16 protein-coding genes are annotated in these 17,541 nt (G+C 32.8%); 7 read left to right on the top strand and 9 right to left on the bottom strand.

What is annotated here, in order from left to right; genetic code table 11:
* Window positions 1–75: 75 nt before the first annotated feature.
* Window positions 76–1,446: a 30S ribosomal protein S6--L-glutamate ligase gene (rimK, locus tag V6624_RS12850; RefSeq protein ID WP_111283180.1), complete on the top strand. Its 1,371-nt coding sequence runs from the start codon at window positions 76–78 to the stop codon at window positions 1,444–1,446.
* 96 nt (window positions 1,447–1,542) lie between these two features.
* A complete protein-coding gene (locus V6624_RS12845; protein WP_338838770.1) occupies window positions 1,543–2,061 on the top strand; it encodes a DUF421 domain-containing protein in 519 nt (172 codons plus the stop codon).
* Here the strand turns inward: V6624_RS12845 and V6624_RS12840 are convergent.
* The 6 genes from V6624_RS12840 to hutH form a co-directional block, all read right to left on the bottom strand.
* Window positions 2,058–2,504, bottom strand: a complete 447-nt coding sequence (locus V6624_RS12840) for a hypothetical protein (RefSeq protein WP_338838769.1) — start codon at window positions 2,502–2,504, stop codon at window positions 2,058–2,060. The genes V6624_RS12845 and V6624_RS12840 overlap by 4 nt on opposite strands.
* A 261-nt stretch (window positions 2,505–2,765) precedes the next feature.
* A complete protein-coding gene (locus V6624_RS12835) occupies window positions 2,766–3,398 on the bottom strand; it encodes a hypothetical protein (protein ID WP_338838768.1) in 633 nt (210 codons plus the stop codon).
* A 171-nt stretch (window positions 3,399–3,569) separates the two neighbouring features.
* On the bottom strand, window positions 3,570–4,193 hold the full coding sequence (locus V6624_RS12830) for a hypothetical protein (RefSeq protein WP_338838767.1): 624 nt from the start codon (window positions 4,191–4,193) through the stop codon (window positions 3,570–3,572).
* Window positions 4,194–4,421: 228 nt separating this feature from the next.
* A complete protein-coding gene (locus V6624_RS12825; RefSeq protein ID WP_338838766.1) occupies window positions 4,422–5,762 on the bottom strand; it encodes an inorganic phosphate transporter in 1,341 nt (446 codons plus the stop codon).
* 30 nt (window positions 5,763–5,792) lie between these two features.
* A complete protein-coding gene (locus tag V6624_RS12820; protein ID WP_008462731.1) occupies window positions 5,793–6,437 on the bottom strand; it encodes a DUF47 domain-containing protein in 645 nt (214 codons plus the stop codon).
* A gap of 48 nt (window positions 6,438–6,485) precedes the next feature.
* Entirely contained in the window at window positions 6,486–8,000 is a 1,515-nt protein-coding gene (gene hutH / locus V6624_RS12815; protein ID WP_338838765.1) for a histidine ammonia-lyase, read from the bottom strand.
* Between the two features lie 645 nt (window positions 8,001–8,645).
* Here hutH and thrA point away from each other — a divergent pair.
* The 3 genes from thrA (at window position 8,646) to thrC (ending at window position 13,949) form a co-directional block, all read left to right on the top strand.
* Window positions 8,646–11,093: a bifunctional aspartate kinase/homoserine dehydrogenase I gene (gene thrA / locus V6624_RS12810; RefSeq protein ID WP_338838764.1), complete on the top strand. Its 2,448-nt coding sequence runs from the start codon at window positions 8,646–8,648 to the stop codon at window positions 11,091–11,093.
* Window positions 11,094–11,247: 154 nt separating this feature from the next.
* Window positions 11,248–12,168: a homoserine kinase gene (locus V6624_RS12805; protein WP_338838763.1), complete on the top strand. Its 921-nt coding sequence runs from the start codon at window positions 11,248–11,250 to the stop codon at window positions 12,166–12,168.
* A gap of 491 nt (window positions 12,169–12,659) precedes the next feature.
* Window positions 12,660–13,949 (top strand): threonine synthase, encoded by a 1,290-nt coding sequence (gene thrC, locus V6624_RS12800; RefSeq protein WP_338838762.1) that lies wholly within the window; start codon window positions 12,660–12,662, stop codon window positions 13,947–13,949.
* A 76-nt stretch (window positions 13,950–14,025) separates the two neighbouring features.
* Here the strand turns inward: thrC and V6624_RS12795 are convergent, their stop codons facing one another.
* The 3 genes from V6624_RS12795 to V6624_RS12785 form a co-directional block, all read right to left on the bottom strand.
* The gene (locus V6624_RS12795; protein ID WP_338838761.1) at window positions 14,026–14,748 is read right to left on the bottom strand and encodes an RloB family protein; all 723 of its coding nucleotides are present in this window, start codon (window positions 14,746–14,748) and stop codon (window positions 14,026–14,028) included.
* A gap of 4 nt (window positions 14,749–14,752) precedes the next feature.
* A complete protein-coding gene (locus V6624_RS12790; RefSeq protein WP_338838759.1) occupies window positions 14,753–15,964 on the bottom strand; it encodes an ATP-binding protein in 1,212 nt (403 codons plus the stop codon).
* Window positions 15,965–16,138: 174 nt separating this feature from the next.
* Entirely contained in the window at window positions 16,139–16,528 is a 390-nt protein-coding gene (locus tag V6624_RS12785) for a helix-turn-helix transcriptional regulator (RefSeq protein WP_338838757.1), read from the bottom strand.
* A 136-nt stretch (window positions 16,529–16,664) separates the two neighbouring features.
* Here V6624_RS12785 and V6624_RS12780 point away from each other — a divergent pair, with 136 nt between their 5' ends.
* Window positions 16,665–17,189 (top strand): hypothetical protein, encoded by a 525-nt coding sequence (locus tag V6624_RS12780; protein ID WP_338838755.1) that lies wholly within the window; start codon window positions 16,665–16,667, stop codon window positions 17,187–17,189.
* Window positions 17,173–17,406 (top strand): hypothetical protein, encoded by a 234-nt coding sequence (locus tag V6624_RS12775; protein WP_095954678.1) that lies wholly within the window; start codon window positions 17,173–17,175, stop codon window positions 17,404–17,406. Before V6624_RS12780 ends, V6624_RS12775 begins: the two co-directional genes overlap by 17 nt.
* The last annotated feature ends 135 nt before the right edge of the window (window positions 17,407–17,541 follow it).

The following is a 17,541-nucleotide window of genomic DNA, read 5'->3' as shown; positions in this document are numbered from 1 at the left end:
TTTATTAAAAATCACTATCTTTAGTAAAAGCAAATAGCTATTTTTGAATTTAAATTCATAACAAAAAAACAATTTATGCTTCAAAACAAAGTCATTTTAGGCAGCGAAGAATGGTGCTCATTTCCAGAACTAGGAATCCCAACAATCAAGGCTCGTGTGGATTCTGGCGCTAAAACTTCGGCAATGCACGCTATAAACATAGCTCCTTTTATAAAAAATGATGCTAATTGGGTTAAATTCGACATTAATCCAATTCAGAATAATATTAAAACTGTTATTCACTGCGAAGCACCACTTGTCGACAAAAGAATTGTAAAGAGTTCAAGTGGTTTTAGAGAACACCGTTATGTCATTCAAACCAGCTTAAAAATTGGTGAAGCAAAATGGCCAATCGAAATGACTTTGACTAATCGCGATTCTATGGGATTTAGAATGCTTTTAGGACGTGAAGCTATGAGCGGAAGGGTTCTAGTTGACCCAGAACAAAAATATCTTTTAGGACAACCTACAGCCGAATCTTTAAAAGAATTATACCAAAATTCAGAAAAAGCAAAAACAGGTTTACGGATTGGTCTTTTAGCCAGTAATCCAGAATTGTATAGCAATAAAAGAATCATGGAAGCCGGCGAAATGCGCGGGCACGAAATGCATTTCCTGAACATCAAGGAGTGCTACATGAAACTGGACGCCAAAAAACCTGAAATTCATTATAGAGGTGGAAAAATCCTAAACGAATTTGACGCTATTATTCCGAGAATTAGACCAAGCATTACTTTTTACGGTTGTGCTTTAACGCGTCAGTTTGAGGCTTTGAAGGTTTTTGTTTTAAATTCGGCAACAGCCATTACACAATCTAGAGATAAACTATATTCATTACAACTTCTTTTGAACAGTGGAATTGACATTCCAACTACAGGATTTGCCAATTCTCCGCTTGATACAGACAATCTTATCAAAATGGTAGGTGGTTCTCCCCTAATTGTAAAATTATTAGAAGGAACACAAGGAAAAGGAGTTGTTTTGGCCGAAACTAAAAAAGCAGCTGAAAGTGTAATCAATGCTTTTAAAAGTTTAAATGCCAACATCTTAGTTCAAGAATTCATTAAAGAAGCTAACGGAAAAGATATTCGTTGTTTTGTAATTGACGGAAAAGTAGTTGCCGCAATTCAGCGTGAAGCGATGCCAGGAGAATTTAGAGCTAATATTCACCTTGGCGGAACTGCATCAGTTATAAAAGTAACGCCTGAAGAGAAAAAGATCGCGATTAAAGCAGCAAAAGCAATGGATTTGAAAGTAGCTGGTGTTGATATTATTCGTTCTTCAAAAGGCCCGTTATTACTGGAAGTAAATTCATCTCCAGGTCTTGAAGGAATTGAAGGTGCTACAAATAAAGATGTTGCTGGAGAAATGATTAAAGCTATTGAAAAGAATTTCAAATTGAGTTAAGTTCATTTTAACTTAATATCGTATAAATAATTTAGCAGCTTTGTCAAAGTTTACAACTTTGGCAAAGCTTTTTTATTTAACTTTAAAATAAAAAACATGCATTTTCCTTATTTAGATATTATCATACGAAGTGTTGCTGTCTATTTTTTCATGACAATCGCTTTACGTATTTTCGGTAAAAAAGAACTTTCCCAATTAAACACAGCCGATATAATCCTGATTTTATTAATCAGCAACTCTGTTCAAAATGCAATGGTTGGACCAGATACTAGTCTTTTAGGCGGTTTGGTCGCAGCTTTAGTTTTGTTTGTAATTAATTTCATAATTAAAAAACTAACACGCCGATACAAAACTCTTGGCAATATATTACTTGATAAACCCGAAGTGTTAATTCACGATGGAAAATTAGATTTTAAAGCTTTAAGCAAATTGGATATTTCCGACGAAGAATTAAAAGAAGCCATGCGCGAACACGGAATTGAATTCTTCAAAAATGTAAAACTGGCAATGCTTGAAATTGACGGAACAATAAGTATTATTTCTGAAGATCAAAAAAACTTAAAGCAAACGCATTATAAGCGTAAGCATAATCATAAGAATTTGCAGAAGTTTTAATTCTTATTTTTAAACGAAACTTTTGATTTTCCATAAAATGACAGAAGCAAATCTTCATCTGCAAATTTTCCATCAAGATCATATTTTGAAGGTGTTTTTACTAAAAGAGTGGTAAAATTTCCTTCAACATCAATATAAATCTTTTTCATATTATATCTTTCCGATGTTAAAAGACAATGATTAATTGCAAACAACAATTTTCTCCGTGAAGTTTTTTCAATCCCTATCATATCAGTAACTTTTGTGATTACCAAAATAGTATCATTTCTTTCTACCGAATAATATTTTAATTTATCTGTATCAATACCATTTAAAGACCTACTAACCGATTCTTTTATAAAGCATGAAATTACATCTGACTCTTCGTTTGGATTGCTCGTTACTTTCTTTTGATCTACTTTTAAGCGAATCCTTCTTACATCATCTTCTTGGCAAGAAAACAATGAGAAAAAAATAAGTGAGAAAAATAGTTGTGAAACTATCTTATTTTTGAATTTGTACATCACTTTGGGGTTAGCTGTTTTTCAAAATCATTTCAAACTTTTTTTCTCACTTTGTCATTTACTAAAACTGATAAACAATCATGCAAATGTCCATCTAAAAAATAGCATGAATAGCTACTAAAAATTTAAAAAATATCATTTAAAGACATATATAAAACAGAAAACAAAAAGCCGATTTTAAGTAAAATCGGCTTTGTAAAACTATTTCACAGCACTAATCTTAATCGGAGGATTAGCCATTCTTTTAAACATCCATAGTAAACAACATACTGTCAAAACTACCGTGATAATTAAAAACGGATAGAAGCCTATTACTTCAGCTACTTTTTCAAAAATATAAACATACCACTTTATAATCCTTGTACGAGTTATTACACGCGTCTCCATATATTTAGCATACCAAGTGAAAATTCCTCCCATAACGGCAACAAAAGCCGCAACAGATCCAGGAATAACAGCAGCACTAAGAGCTGATATTTGCTTTTCTTCTCGCTTAAAGCCTAATTGTTTAAATTTTTCACTAATTGATTTCTCTGCTTTTCTTGTAGTTTCAGAATCTTTAAAATCAATAGTTTTATAAGTTACAGAATCTGCATTTCTCACTTCAAACATAATGTGTGAATCATTTTCAGGTTCAAATTCATATTCAAAGATTTCATTAATATTTATTATCGATTCAAATTCAGATGAATTAAAAACGTTTTTCTCTATTCTTTCAATACTTAAATCAGCATTTTCTTTTGTAATATTTCCAATTATATGATCTCCATAAATTAGAACTACATTTCCTTCTTCGCCTTCAAGAATTATCGGTTTTTCAAAAATCATTGCCATTCGCTTTTAAATTAATTAGTAAAATCCTCAATAAATAATTTTGCAAAGGTCTTTACATAGAATTCAATTAATAGCTCTTAAAAGTTTTTAAACTATCATTTTAAGACATTTAATTTTTCATTTTAAAACATAAAAAAAGCCGATTTCATATTTGAAATCGGCTTTTTAAAATTATTTTGTAGCCTTAATTTTAAAAGGAGGATTAAACATTTTTTTAATTAGCCAAAACAAACATAAAATAGTTAAAACAGCTGTAAGAACTAAAAAAGGAAGATATCCTATAGCTCTCGATATTTCATCAAACAATTTTACATACCATTTAATTCTTCTGCGTGTTGACTCATAATTATCAACATTATAGGCAAACCAAGTAAGTATTGCTCCACCTCCGGCAACTCCAAGCATAGTTATAGCTGGAGAAACAGCAGCTTGCAATGGTGTTAATTGAATTTCTTCTCGTTTAAAACCCAATTGTTTAAATTCTTTTTCAATTGACAATTCAGCTTCTTTCGCAACATCTACATTTTGAAAATTAATAGTCTGGAAAGAAGTGTCATTATTTTTAGATATTTCAAACTTTAAAAAAGAATCATTTCCTATAATAAATTCATATCCTACAATATCATTTATAAAGATAATTGAGTCAAATTCTGATTCAGCAAGGGAGTTGTTTTTAATTTTCTCAATACTTATATCTGCATCCTCTTTTGTAATATTACCAATAACATATTGTCCGTAAATTAATACTACATTTCCACCTTGACCATTATGAATTATCGGTTTTTCAAAAATCATTGCCATTTGCTTTTAAATTATAATTTGTAAAATCCTTATTAAATAATTTTGCAAAGGTCTTTACATAGAATTCAATGAATAGCTCTTAAAAGTTTTTAAACTATCATTTTAAGACATTTATTTTTTCATTTTAACCCATAAAAAAAAGCCGATTTCAAATATGAAATCGGCTTTTTTTTATGTTTACAAAATGTGATTTACGTCTCACATTTCACAATAATCAATTTACTAAATAAATACGCTTAGTATAAAATAAACCAAACCTGCTAATATAGCTGAAATTGGAATAGTTAGAATCCAAGCCCAGATTAAGCTTACGGTAACTCCCCAGCGAACTGCAGATACACGTTTTGTTAATCCAACCCCAATAATAGAACCTGTAATGGTGTGCGTTGTACTTACAGGAATTTTTAAATGCTCTGTAAAATATAGCGTCAAAGCTCCTGCTGTTTCAGCTGCTACACCTTCAAACGAACTTACTTTTGTGATTTTAGATCCCATTGTTTTCACAATTTTCCATCCACCGCTTAAAGTTCCTGCTGCAATTGCAGAATAACACGCTAACGGAATCCAAGGCGGCATTTTAAAAGCACCATCTTCAGAAGGAAGAGCTACATCTAACCATGAATCCATATGAACACCAGGATTTGTATTAATATAAACAACAACTGCTGCTGCAATGATACCCATTACTTTTTGCGAATCATTTCCACCGTGCCCTAAACTAAAAGCTGCAGAAGATAGTAGTTGCATTTTCTTTAAAGCAGCATCTGCCTGATGAAGATTTAAACTGCTAAAAATTAAACAAAAACCGCTTACTGTTAATACGATAAACGCAACTAAAAACCATTTTATATTATGAGGTTCAAATGCAACGCTCCAAAAAACAGAAGAAGCAAAACGGGGTTTATGTCCATCTTTTATAATTTCCTCGTAAGGAATCATTTGTACGTAAACAAACCAAATAGTTGCAATCATTAAAGCTACTGTAAATATTTTTGGACCAATACTTTTACGAGAAGCATTTAATAACCAAATCGAAATTAAATAGGAAGCTAAAGCTCCTAATAGTGGTGCTAGAACAATAAAAGCAATAATAATAAGAACTCCTGACGGCATTGCACCATCTTTTCCAGCCTTATACCAACTCACTATATCATACCAGTGATGTGTTGTTCCGTCTGCTCCAACATAAGCTGAAAAACCATGAACTGCAATAGCATGCGCTACCGCCGCACCAGCAAAACCACCGATAAGAGTATGCGAAGAACTTGAAGGAATACCTAACCACCAAGTCAATAAATTCCAGCATATTGCAGCAATTACACCTGCTAAAATTACCACTAGGTCAATTTGCATTGTATCCGCTGTTTTAGCAACAGTATCCGCAACACCAAATCCGAAAACCCAATAAGCTAGAAAGTTGAAAAATGCTGCCCAAAGAACCGCCTGAAAAGGCGTTAAAACCTTTGTCGCAACAACTGTCGCTATAGCATTTGCCGCATCATGAAAACCATTGATGTAATCAAAAATTAAGGCAAGCACTATAATTAATATAAGTATAGTCATAAAATTATAACTTCAGATTGAAAAATTGAATTAAGAATGTTTTACAGAAATAGATTCTAGTATGTTTGCAACACTCTTACATTTGTCTGTTGCTGATTCTAAAACAGATAACACTTCTTTATATTTAATGATATTTTTAGCGTCTGTTTCGTTTTCAAAAATTTCAAAAACTGCTTTGTTATATACGTTATCAGACTTGTTCTCTAGTTTGTTAATTCTAGCACAAGCATCTTTAATAACTTTAAAATTCTGTAAGTTTCTCAACTCTTTTACTGCACTGTCAATGTTTTGACAAGCTTCAAGGTTGATTTCTGTCATCTTTCTGATAGATTTTGTAATCTTATCAACTTGATACAATCTCATACGGCTAGATGCACCATGCAGGTAATCTGCAACGTTGTCAATTGAAGTAATTAACGTGTGAATATCTTCTCTATCAAATGGAGTAATAAAGTTTCTGCTTAACTCAAGGTTAGTCTGACGTGTGATGTCTTCTCCTTTTTGTTCTAATTCGTCAATCTTTTGAAAAAGAATTTCTCTTTCTTTTAATGGTAAATTTACAGCTTCGTGTAAGTTAGAAGCTAATTCAATTAAATTGCTAGAAGCCTCTTCAAAAAGTGGAAAGAATTTTTTGTCTTTCGGCACTAAAAATTGGAAAATACTGTTTATTGACATTGTTTTATTTTTGATAGTGCAAAATTACTTCAATAATATTTTGCAATGTTAAGCCATTGTTAACAAATCGTTTTCTATTTGGAAACTCTCAAGGAATAACACCGTGTTTTCTATGTCATTATGTAAGATTCTGTCTTCTTTTACCAAAGGCACAACTTCTCTATAGCTACTCAAGAACATTTCGATAAAATCGCTTGATTTTAGTGGCTCTCTGTAAGCAATTGCCTGAGATGCATTCAATAATTCGATCGCTAAAATACGCTCCAAATTGTCTAAAATTCGTAAGGCTTTTGTAGCGCCGTTTGCTCCCATGCTCACGTGGTCTTCCTGACCGTTGCTAGAAACAATGCTATCAATACTCGCTGGAGTTGCCAATTGTTTGTTCTGGCTTGCAATACTTGCAGCAGTATATTGCGGAATCATAAACCCTGAATTCAACCCTGGATTATCTACCAAAAATGCCGGAAGATTTCGCAATCCAGAAATTAACTGATACGTTCTTCTTTCAGAAATACTTCCTAATTCTGCCAAAGCAATCGCCATAAAGTCTAGAGCTAATGCCAAAGGCTGTCCGTGGAAATTTCCGCCCGAAATAATCTGATCGGCTTCAATAAATATATTAGGATTATCCGTTACCGAATTAATTTCTGTCTTGAATACTTTTCTAACATAATCGATCGCATCTTTTGAAGCTCCGTGAACCTGTGGCATACAACGGAAAGAATATGGATCTTGAACGTGTTTCTTTTCCTGAGTGATAATTTCGCTTCCTTCTAAGAATTCAGTAATGCGTTGTGCGGTTACGATTTGTCCTTTGTGCGGACGTATATAATGTATCAATTCGTTGAATGGCTCGATTCTTCCATCAAAACCTTCTAAAGAAATAGTTCCGATTAAATCTGCTAAATACGAATATTTATAAGCTTTAATTAAAATATGAGCTCCGTAAGCACTCATAAACTGCGTTCCGTTCAATAAAGCCAAACCTTCTTTTGACTGTAAAACGATTGGTTCCCAATTAAAATGTTTTAAAACTTCAGCAGAAGCGGTTTTCTTTCCTTCAAAAAGAACAACTCCTTCGCCAATTAAAGGCAAAGATAAATGCGCTAATGGTGCTAAATCTCCTGAAGCTCCAAGTGAACCTTGTGTATAAATAATTGGCAGAATATCATTATTATAGAAATCAACCAAACGCTGCAATGTGATTAACTGAATTCCAGAATGTCCATAGCTTAAAGACTGGATTTTAAGTAAAAGCATCATTTTCACAATTTCGGCAGGAACTTCCTCTCCTGTTCCGCAAGCGTGCGATTTTACTAAGTTTTCCTGAAGCTTAGATAAATTTTCGTTAGAGATTTTTACACTATATAAAGACCCGAAACCTGTGTTGATTCCGTAAATTGGTGCCGTATGCGTTGCCATCTTTTTATCTAAATAGTCACGGCATTTTTGAACATTTACTTTAGCCTCTTCAGACAATTCAAGAATTTTATTGTTGGATAAAATTTCGTGTAAAGTTTCTAAAGTTATTGTTTCAGTACTTATATAATGGATCTCTCTCATGATGTTTTTCAATTTTAAGACGTCAAAATTCAACAAATCAACATTAAAAAGCAACATTTTATCACAATAATTAAAATTTCAATCTCAATTGATCTCTGTCTTTATTTGTTTTTAAAAGCGAAACATCATGTGTTTTACTGCTTTTTAGCCAATTTTCGAGTTAAAAATCAGCCCTTTGAATGGGTTTGATTTATAAAAATGCTATTCTAAAATCTATCAAAACCTCAGTTTAGAATATTGAATTTTAACAAATACTCAATATTGAATTAATCCAATTTGAATTATTAAAATATTCGCAAAAAGACTTTTAGAGTTTTTAATACTTCTAAAAAACTGTACTTTTGAAAAATCAAAAATGAAAAGTAACAGCATAAAATATCAATCTACAATTATTACAGCTCAAACAAGAGTTGCAATTGCTGCTACCATTATTTCTACTACAACTACTACTACCCCTTAGGGGTATACATTTTTACATATAATCCTAGGTTATCTATACTTTTTTCTTGAAAGAAGAGAGTCATTGGATACATAAAAAACATTTACAAAGAAAAAAAGTCGCAGTTTTCAGTTTCAGTTCACAGTTGATAACCTTTGAACCTTTGTCACTCAAAACCTTTGCACCTTATTAAAAAATATCATAAAATGAAAGTATTAAAATTTGGCGGAACTTCGGTTGCCAATGCTCAAAATATAAAACTCGTTCTCGAAATTGTAAACCAAAAAGCAAAACAGGATCAACTTGTTGTTGTAGTTTCAGCGCTAAGCAAAGTGACAGATTTATTGCAATTGGCTGCGGCAAAAGCAGCAGCAAACGACGAAAGCTTCAGAGAAGTTGTGGGCGAAATCGAGAAAAAACACCTTGATACACTTAAAGAACTAATTCCAGTAAGCGAACAAAGCAGTCTTTTAAGCCATGTAAAAAGAATCATCAACCATTTAGAAACTTTATTAGACGGATGTTTCTTGCTTGGCGAATTGTCTCCAAGAACTGCCGATACTATTTTAAGTTTTGGAGAATTACTTTCTTCATTCATCATCGCTCAGGCGTATCAGCAAATCAGCAAAGATGCGGTTTACAAAGACAGCCGAGAATTAATTAAAACAGATAATAACTTCGGAAAAGCGGTTGTTAACTTTGAAGTTTCGAATAAATTAATTCAAGAATATTTTGCTTCGAATGAATCAAAAATCAATATTCTTCCTGGTTTTATTGCGCAGACTTTAGACGGAATCACTTCGACTTTAGGACGTGGCGGATCTGATTACACTGCAGCCATTATCGCTGGAGCAATCGATGCGGAACAATTGGAAATCTGGACTGACGTAAACGGAATGTTTACTGCAAATCCGAAAATCGTAAAACAAGCACAGCCAATTGCTAATATATCTTATCAGGAAGCAATGGAATTGTCGCATTTTGGTGCAAAAGTTTTGTATCCGCCAACAATTCAGCCTGTTTTAAGAAAAAATATTCCTATTTTAATCAAAAATACTTTTGAGCCAGAAGCTGAGGGAACTTTAATTTCGAGTCAGGTTTCATCAAAAGATACTGTTGTAAAAGGAATTAGTCATATCGATCATATTTCGCTTTTAACTCTTGAAGGTCCAGGAATGATTGGAGTTGCGGGTTCTTCTAGACGTTTGTTTGAAGTATTATCTCAAGAAAAAATCAACGTTATTTTTATTACTCAAGCTTCTTCTGAGCATTCAATTTGTATCGGAATTCTAAATTCAGATGCTGATAATGCCGAAGCTGCGATTAACAGAGCATTTGAAATCGAAATTTCGCAAAACAAAATCGATCCTTGTTATGTAGAAAAAGACCTTTGCATTATTGCTTTGGTGGGTGAAAACATGAAAAATCACCAAGGTCTGAGCGGAAGAATGTTCAGCACTTTAGGAAAAAACAACGTGAACATTCGTGCCATTGCGCAAGGTGCTTCTGAAAGAAATATTTCGACTGTAATTAACGAAAGAGACGTTAAAAAAGCGTTGAATACTTTACACGAGAATTTCTTCGAAGAAAACACAAAACAGCTGAATTTATTTGTAATGGGAGTTGGAAATGTGGGAGAGAAATTCATCGAACAGATTCACAGCCAAAAGAAATTCTTAAAAGATGTTTTAAAAATTAATGTTCGTGTTATCGCTTTATCTAATTCAAGAAAAATGATTTTTGATGAAGACGGAATTTCTCTAAAAAGTTGGGATTCCGCTTTAAGCGAAGGCGAACCAGCAAGCATTGAAGAATTCATCAAAAAAGCAAAAGAACTGAATTTACGTAACAGCATTTTCGTAGACATCACTGCAAATGCAACGGTTTCTGAAGCTTACGAGAAATTCTTAAAAGAAAGTATTGCCGTTGTAACTTGTAATAAAATTGCTTGTTCTTCTGCTTATGATAATTATAAAAAACTAAAAAGCTTATCTCGTCAATACAACGCTCCATTTTTATTTGAAACGAATGTTGGTGCAGGATTACCAATTATCGATACGGTAAAAAATCTGATTGCATCTGGAGATAAAGTGCATAAAATTCAGGCGGTTTTATCTGGAAGTTTGAACTTTATTTTCAACAATTTTGACGAAAACAATTCTTTCCATGATGTGGTAAAAGAAGCTGGAGTTCAAGGTTTCACAGAACCAGATCCGAAAATTGACTTAAGCGGAATCGATGTGGCTCGTAAAATCCTGATTCTTATTCGCGAAAGCGGTTACGAAATGGATATTGACGCCATTGCAAACGAATCATTTTTACCTGCTGAATGTTTAGCAACAACAAACAACGAAGATTTCTTCGCATCGTTAATCAAACACGCTGCTCATTTTGAAGGTATTTATAAAGAAGCTTTAGCCAAAGATTCAAGATTGAAATACGTAGCGCAATTCGAAAACGGAAAAGCAAGCGTAGGTCTGCAATTCATTCCAAAAGATCATCCTTTTTACAATTTAGAAGGAAAAGACAATATCGTATTGTTCTACACAGATCGTTACGTAGATCAGCCTTTATTGATCAAAGGAGCTGGAGCTGGAGCAGCAGTAACAGCATCAGGAATTTTTGCGGATGTAATTAGAATAGGAAACGTGTAAAAGATACTAAGATGCTGAGTAGCTAAGATTCTAAGTTTTTTTCTTAACTAAACTTAAAATCTCAAACTCTCATTCACTTAGAATCTTAAAAATAAAGTTGCAAAGAAATCTTAGAAACTTAGAATCTTAGCATCTTAGAAACTTTAAAAAAAAAATGGAAATAAAATTATTCTGTCCCGCTACAATTGCAAACCTCTCATGCGGATTTGACGTATTGGGACTTTGCTTAGACAATGCGGGCGATGAAATGATTGTTCGAAAAGTCGATCAAAAAGGAGTTCGAATCACTAAAATTGTGGGTGCCGATTTGCCTTTGGAAACCGAGAAAAATGTTTCTGGAGTTGCGGCTTTGGCTATGCTAGAAACTTTAGACGAATTAGACTTCGGATTCGAAATCGAAATTTATAAAAACATAAAAGCCGGAAGCGGCATCGGAAGCAGTGCTGCAAGTTCTGCCGGAGCGGTTTTCGGAATTAATGAATTATTAGGAAGACCTTATTCTCGTAAAGATTTAGTTCAGTTTGCGATGCAGGGCGAGAAATTGGCCAGCGGAAACGCGCATGCCGACAACGTTGCTCCTGCCCTTTTAGGCGGATTTACTTTGGTAAGAAGTTATGCTCCGCTTGATATTATCAGAATTGATAGTCCAGAGGAATTGTATGCAACAGTAGTTCACCCACAAATTGAGTTAAAAACATCTGACGCCCGTTCGGTTTTAAAACAAAACGTTTCCCTAAAAAGCGCCATTATGCAATGGGGAAATGTAGGCGGATTAGTAGCAGGTCTTTATACTAAAGATTACGAATTAATCGGACGTTCGCTTCATGACGAAATCGTTGAGCCTTTAAGAAGTGTTTTAATTCCAGGTTTCGATCAAATCAAACAAACGGCTTACGAAAACGGCGCTTTAGGTTCTGGAATTTCAGGTTCTGGCCCGTCAATTTTCGCTTTAAGCAGAGGAAAAGAAACCGCCGACCAAATCGCAAAAGCCATGAGCGAAGTTTACGAAAAAATGAATTTACCGTATGAAATTCACGTTTCGAAGATAAACCCTGATGGAGTAAGAATTTTGTAGAAGAGTATTAAGTACGAAGAATTAAGAATTAAGACAAAGTTTGTCAGGCTAAGCGTCCCGAGGCTTCGGGAGAAGCCCGCGCAAAGTATAACCGCACAGTTTGTCATAACCATACAGTTTGTCATCCTGAGGAACGAAGGATCACACAAGAAGCTCGACAAAGATTGGATTAACGTTGCGGAGTTACTTGCGAAGATTTCTCCTTACGTCGAAATGACAAACAGTACGTTTATACTTTATGTCTATACATTGCGCGGGCTTCGACTCCGCTCAGCCTGACAGAAATAATACATCATTGAAAATATAAATTATTGAAATAAAAAAATATAACCACAAAGCTTTGCGAACTCTGCGTTTTCAAAAGAAACCAATTCCTTGCGCTCTTTGCGGTTAAAAACACAAACCATTGGAATTTGGAATTTTAGCATTGGAATTTACTCTCCAAAAAATCTAAAATCTAAAATCTAAAATCTAAAATCTAAAATATCAAAATGAAATACTATAGTTTAAACCATAATGCCCCAAAAGTTTCTTTCCAAGAAGCTGTTATACAAGGATTAGCAACTGACAAAGGATTATATTTCCCAGAAAGCATCACACCGCTTGATCCTTCTTTTTTTGACAAAATCGAAAATTTAAGCCACGAAGAAATTGCTTTTGAAGCGATTAAACAATTTGTTGGCGATGAAATACCTGCAGACAAATTAAAAGAAATCATTGCCGAAACTCTAGTTTTTGATTTTCCGGTTGTGAAAGTCGAAAACGGAATCTATTCGTTAGAATTATTTCACGGTCCTACAATGGCATTTAAAGACGTTGGAGCGCGTTTTATGTCACGTTGTTTGGGCTATTTCAACAAAGACAAAAAAGACGCTAAAAACACCGTTTTAGTAGCGACTTCTGGAGATACAGGCGGAGCCGTTGCCAGCGGATTTCTTGGCGTTGACGGCGTTGATGTTGTCATTTTATATCCGTCAGGAAAAGTGAGCGATATTCAGGAAAAACAATTGACTACTTTAGGGCAAAACATAAAAGCTCTTGAAGTTGACGGTGTTTTTGACGATTGTCAGGACATGGTGAAAAAAGCGTTTTTAGATGAAACTTTGTCTCACAAAAACCTGACTTCTGCAAATTCTATTAATATTGCGCGCTGGTTGCCACAAATGTTTTATTTCTTCTTTGCTTACAAAGCCTTGAAAAGCCAAAACAAACCTTTAGTTTTCTCTTGCCCAAGCGGAAACTTCGGGAATATTTGCGCCGGAATTATGGCAAAGAAATTAGGTTTGCCAATTGAACATTTTGTAGCTTCTACAAACGTAAACGACACGGTACCAAGATTCTTAGAAAACGGAAAATACGACCCGAAACCTTCTAAAGCAACAATCTCTAACGCAATGGACGTTGGAAACCCAAGTAACTTTATTAGAATTCAGGAATTATACAATAATGACTTAAAAGCGTTCGAAAAAGACTTTTCTTCTTATAGTTATACTGATGAAGAAACTCTTGAAGCTCTAAAGAAAATTTATAACACAGACGGTTATATCGCAGAACCGCACGGTGCTGTTGGTTATTTAGGCTTGAAAAAAGAGCTTGAAAAACACCCTAACGCCATTGGTATTTTCTTAGAAACGGCTCACCCTATTAAGTTCTTAGATGTTGTTGAACCTGCTTTAGGAATTACACTTCCTATTCCTGCTCAAATTGAGAGTGTTATTAATGAGGAGAAAGTTAGTGTGAAGATTGGGACTTACGAGGAGTTGAAGGCTTTCTTGGGATAATTTTTTTATATAAAATAAAAAGCCAAGAACTATTGAACATAATTCTTGGCTTTTTTTATGAAAAGACTAAAGAAAATTAAGCATCTCTATCTTTAATTTCTTTTATTAATTCTTCCGATTCTCCAATTAATTCCTTAACTAAAAGATGAATTAGAGTGCAAGGATTATGAATCGCATAATTTTCACAAGTATGTGTTGCGATCAACTTTTCAGCCCATTTTATCGCTTGAGTTTGATTACCATATTTTTCTAAAATATTATACATTTCTGTACTATTCTTTTTGTACTCAAACTTTTTTGGCTTTTTACTTTTTGATTCTTTCGCGATTCTATCATTTATCTCATCTTCAATCGCTTTTTTATAATCTTCTCTTGACATTGAAGTATTTCGATATTGAAAATGTAATAAATACCAAAGTTCAAAAGCTTCATTAGACCACCCAACATTAATATCTTGACTATTTGCCAAATGGATCGCTCCATTAAAATTATCAGGATTAAAACTATCCCTATCAAAAACAGCCCAAACCCTGTCATATTTCTGACTTGAGTTATCTCTTGCCTTAATAGTTCTTTTTACTAAATCCTTGGTATTAGAACCTTCTCCTAAAGTATCAATTGTATAAACAAATGATTTTACATTTGATTTAAATGATTTAAAGTAATTAGGTTCAGTTTTTTCTCCCTCACAAACTATCAAAAAATAAACTCTTACTTCTTTAGTATTTTGTTTTCGTTTTTTTTCAGTTCTTTTTTGTCTTTTAAGAACAGCATTATCAATTTTAATAATATTTGCCATAAGATTAAATCTCTTGAAAGTTTGAAATATAAGGAATTGCTCCGTAGCGCCCCATTATATAATCTTTTTCAAAACTTCTATCTTTTCTAACTGTATTTCCATCTTCATCTTTAAACTCTAATAAAGAATACAAATCACTAGCTTCACAATTATCTTTTTCTGTAAACCAAATTTGATCTCTCCTAAAAAGCTTAGCTCCTAGCAAATTAGTATCATGAGTAGTAAAAATTAATTGAGCATTTTTAGGATTAGTTTCCGGATTATTAAACAATTTAATTATCTCCTGAGTTAATATTGGATGCAGTTTTGCATCTAATTCATCTATAAATAATTGCAATCCAAGATGAAGTGTAAAAGCAATATGACCCGAAATATCGAAAACCTTATTTGTTCCCGAAGATTCATGATCAACTAATTTAAACTCTTTCTCTCCAACTTTATTTCCTTTGTCATCAAAAACATTATGAATAGTATTAATTCTTTTTTTAAAACTTATATCTGAATCTGATTCGATTAAAAATGATTTAAATCCTAAATTAAGTCTACTAATGAATTTTTCAACTATAGCATCATAACTTTCATCTTGATGAACAAGATAAGTCATATTAATCGATTTCTCATGTTCTACTCCAGATTGTATAAAAATATATGCGAAATTTCGCATTATTTTTTTTGCTACTTCAATATTCAATTGATCCAGTAATGGCAAAAACAAACCATTATCTCTTGTGTTTTCAACAAAAGCTTTAGCTTCTTCGAAGTTATCCGCAACCCCAATTCCATCGAGGTTTCTGATAAAAAACAAAACTTCTTTTTTAGAGTTTCTATCTAAAACATATAGCCATTCTTCATGAATTTTTTCATTATCTAATACAAAACCATATCTAAATCGATCTCCATATCTTGTAAATAATATTTCAAAATAACTAGGAGAACGTTCAGTTTTGTTATTAAGAAGAAAAGGTTTGACGTTAAGTATATCCGTTGAGTTAATTTTAGACGAATTTCGAACAGTGGTAACCATAAAATCTAATGCTTTGATAAAATTACTTTTACCACTTGAATTAGCGCCATAGATAACTGCCGAACGAAGCACTTTAAATCTACCATCTTTAACGTAATTGTCTTTATATTCAGTAATAGATCCAGCTTCTAAACTAAATGTTTTTTTCTCTTTAAATGACAAAAAATTCCCAACTGTGAATTCTAACAACATACCTATAGTTTTAATTTGAGAAAATTTCTCAATTTCAAAACAAATGTAATTAATATGATTTAATTACAAACTTATTTTAACAAAACATTCTTCCCTCGCTAGCGTTAGCAATTAAACATAAAAAAAAGACCTTAATTAGATCTTTTTCTTTTTTTAATATATCTTCAAAAACGTTTATTTCCCATTCAATAATTTCTCTAAATACTCAACTTTATCTTTTTCAGCTTGCACCAAACGTTCGTAAAGTTCTACAACTTTATCTAAAGGATTAAAAGTACAACCGTAATTACCTGTAGTAATAGCACCGTGATCTTGAAAAGTATTTCCAATAATATTAAAAACCGCTTCTTCTGAAAAGTTTTTAATTGCTTCAACAGAAACACCAAGAGCTTTTGCAATCTCAATTAGTTTTTGTTCGTCAACCGTTTCGCTGTTTTCAATAGCCGAAATCGCCTGCTGATTTGTTCCTATAGCCTGTGCCAGTGCTTCCTGTTTCATATCTTTAAGCTCTCTGATACGGCTTATATTTCTGCCGATATGTTTTGGTTTTGTTGCTGTACTCATAATTCAAAGATATTTAAAATTCTTAAACGAAAATAAATTTCCGTAAAAAACAAAGCTGTTTTTGTAAGATACTTTTTTCATAATTTATATATTCGCAAGCTCGAGAGTAATTACCAATTATTAATCTTATCGTAAAATGGCAGTTTGGCAATATCTTTTAATCGTAGTTCCTGAAGATTCTATTGATAGTAATTACGAATGTATTTTTAAAAATAACAAAACAGAATTTCTCCCAGAGACTGATGTTTTTTGGGAAAATTTTGATGGTAACATTCCTTCAATCATTTCCGAACTTGATCAAATTATCCCTAAAGCTAATTGGGGAAATGAGACTTATTTAAACTGGAAAGGAAGTGGACAAAATGAAGAAGATAATGATGCTTGTATTTGTTTAAGCGATGATAAATCAAAAATTGAAAGTTTTCAATTTCGAATTGATTTAAGAAAAGCTTCCAATATTACTGACGTTTTGCAATCTATTTTAAATCTTTGCAAAAAAAATCACTTCATTTTAATTGATTTAAAGGGAGAAATTTTTCAACCAAATTTAGAGGATATTTTCAAAAGCATTAAAGCCTCAAATGCAACAAGATTTTTAAATGATCCAATACAATTTTTTGAAGATTTAAGCAAAAAAAGTTCAGATGAAACCAGAGCATAAACTTATCCTTGAATTACTAGAATCTTATTTAGAAAAGAATCCAAGTCAGAGATTTGGACAGGCATTGTTCAATCTCAATATTAATGAATTTCAGAAAACTACAGACCCAAGAAATCCGAATTATAATATAAGAGATATTCATGGCGACAATGATTTAGATATTATTGAACGAATCAAAAATCGTTTAGATTTGATTGAATCACAGAAAAATAATTAGTTCTCTCGCATTAGCAAATGCGCACAATATTAAAATCAATTGCCTCCAGTTTTAACTGGAGGTTTTGTTTTGCACAATAAAAGGCTTTAGCCAAAAATGCACGAAACATTAGGCTAAAGCCATTTTCTAATATAC

The organism is Flavobacterium ginsenosidimutans (genome assembly GCF_037478105.1).
GTDB lineage: Bacteria > Bacteroidota > Bacteroidia > Flavobacteriales > Flavobacteriaceae > Flavobacterium > Flavobacterium ginsenosidimutans.
This window is presented reverse-complemented; position numbering and strand designations above follow the sequence as displayed.

Excerpts from the sequence above, each read along its gene's own strand:
- rimK (WP_111283180.1), top strand. The coding sequence starts at position 76 with ATGCTTCAAAACAAAGTCATTTTAGGCAGCGAAGAATGGTGCTCATTT.
- V6624_RS12845 (WP_338838770.1), top strand. The coding sequence starts at position 1,543 with ATGCATTTTCCTTATTTAGATATTATCATACGAAGTGTTGCTGTCTAT.
- V6624_RS12835 (WP_338838768.1), bottom strand. The coding sequence starts at position 3,398 with ATGGCAATGATTTTTGAAAAACCGATAATTCTTGAAGGCGAAGAAGGA.
- V6624_RS12830 (WP_338838767.1), bottom strand. The coding sequence starts at position 4,193 with ATGATTTTTGAAAAACCGATAATTCATAATGGTCAAGGTGGAAATGTA.
- V6624_RS12825 (WP_338838766.1), bottom strand. The coding sequence starts at position 5,762 with ATGACTATACTTATATTAATTATAGTGCTTGCCTTAATTTTTGATTAC.
- V6624_RS12820 (WP_008462731.1), bottom strand. The coding sequence starts at position 6,437 with ATGTCAATAAACAGTATTTTCCAATTTTTAGTGCCGAAAGACAAAAAA.
- hutH (WP_338838765.1), bottom strand. The coding sequence starts at position 8,000 with ATGAGAGAGATCCATTATATAAGTACTGAAACAATAACTTTAGAAACT.
- thrA (WP_338838764.1), top strand. The coding sequence starts at position 8,646 with ATGAAAGTATTAAAATTTGGCGGAACTTCGGTTGCCAATGCTCAAAAT.
- V6624_RS12805 (WP_338838763.1), top strand. The coding sequence starts at position 11,248 with ATGGAAATAAAATTATTCTGTCCCGCTACAATTGCAAACCTCTCATGC.
- thrC (WP_338838762.1), top strand. The coding sequence starts at position 12,660 with ATGAAATACTATAGTTTAAACCATAATGCCCCAAAAGTTTCTTTCCAA.
- V6624_RS12795 (WP_338838761.1), bottom strand. The coding sequence starts at position 14,748 with ATGGCAAATATTATTAAAATTGATAATGCTGTTCTTAAAAGACAAAAA.
- V6624_RS12790 (WP_338838759.1), bottom strand. The coding sequence starts at position 15,964 with ATGTTGTTAGAATTCACAGTTGGGAATTTTTTGTCATTTAAAGAGAAA.
- V6624_RS12785 (WP_338838757.1), bottom strand. The coding sequence starts at position 16,528 with ATGAGTACAGCAACAAAACCAAAACATATCGGCAGAAATATAAGCCGT.
- V6624_RS12780 (WP_338838755.1), top strand. The coding sequence starts at position 16,665 with ATGGCAGTTTGGCAATATCTTTTAATCGTAGTTCCTGAAGATTCTATT.
- V6624_RS12775 (WP_095954678.1), top strand. The coding sequence starts at position 17,173 with ATGAAACCAGAGCATAAACTTATCCTTGAATTACTAGAATCTTATTTA.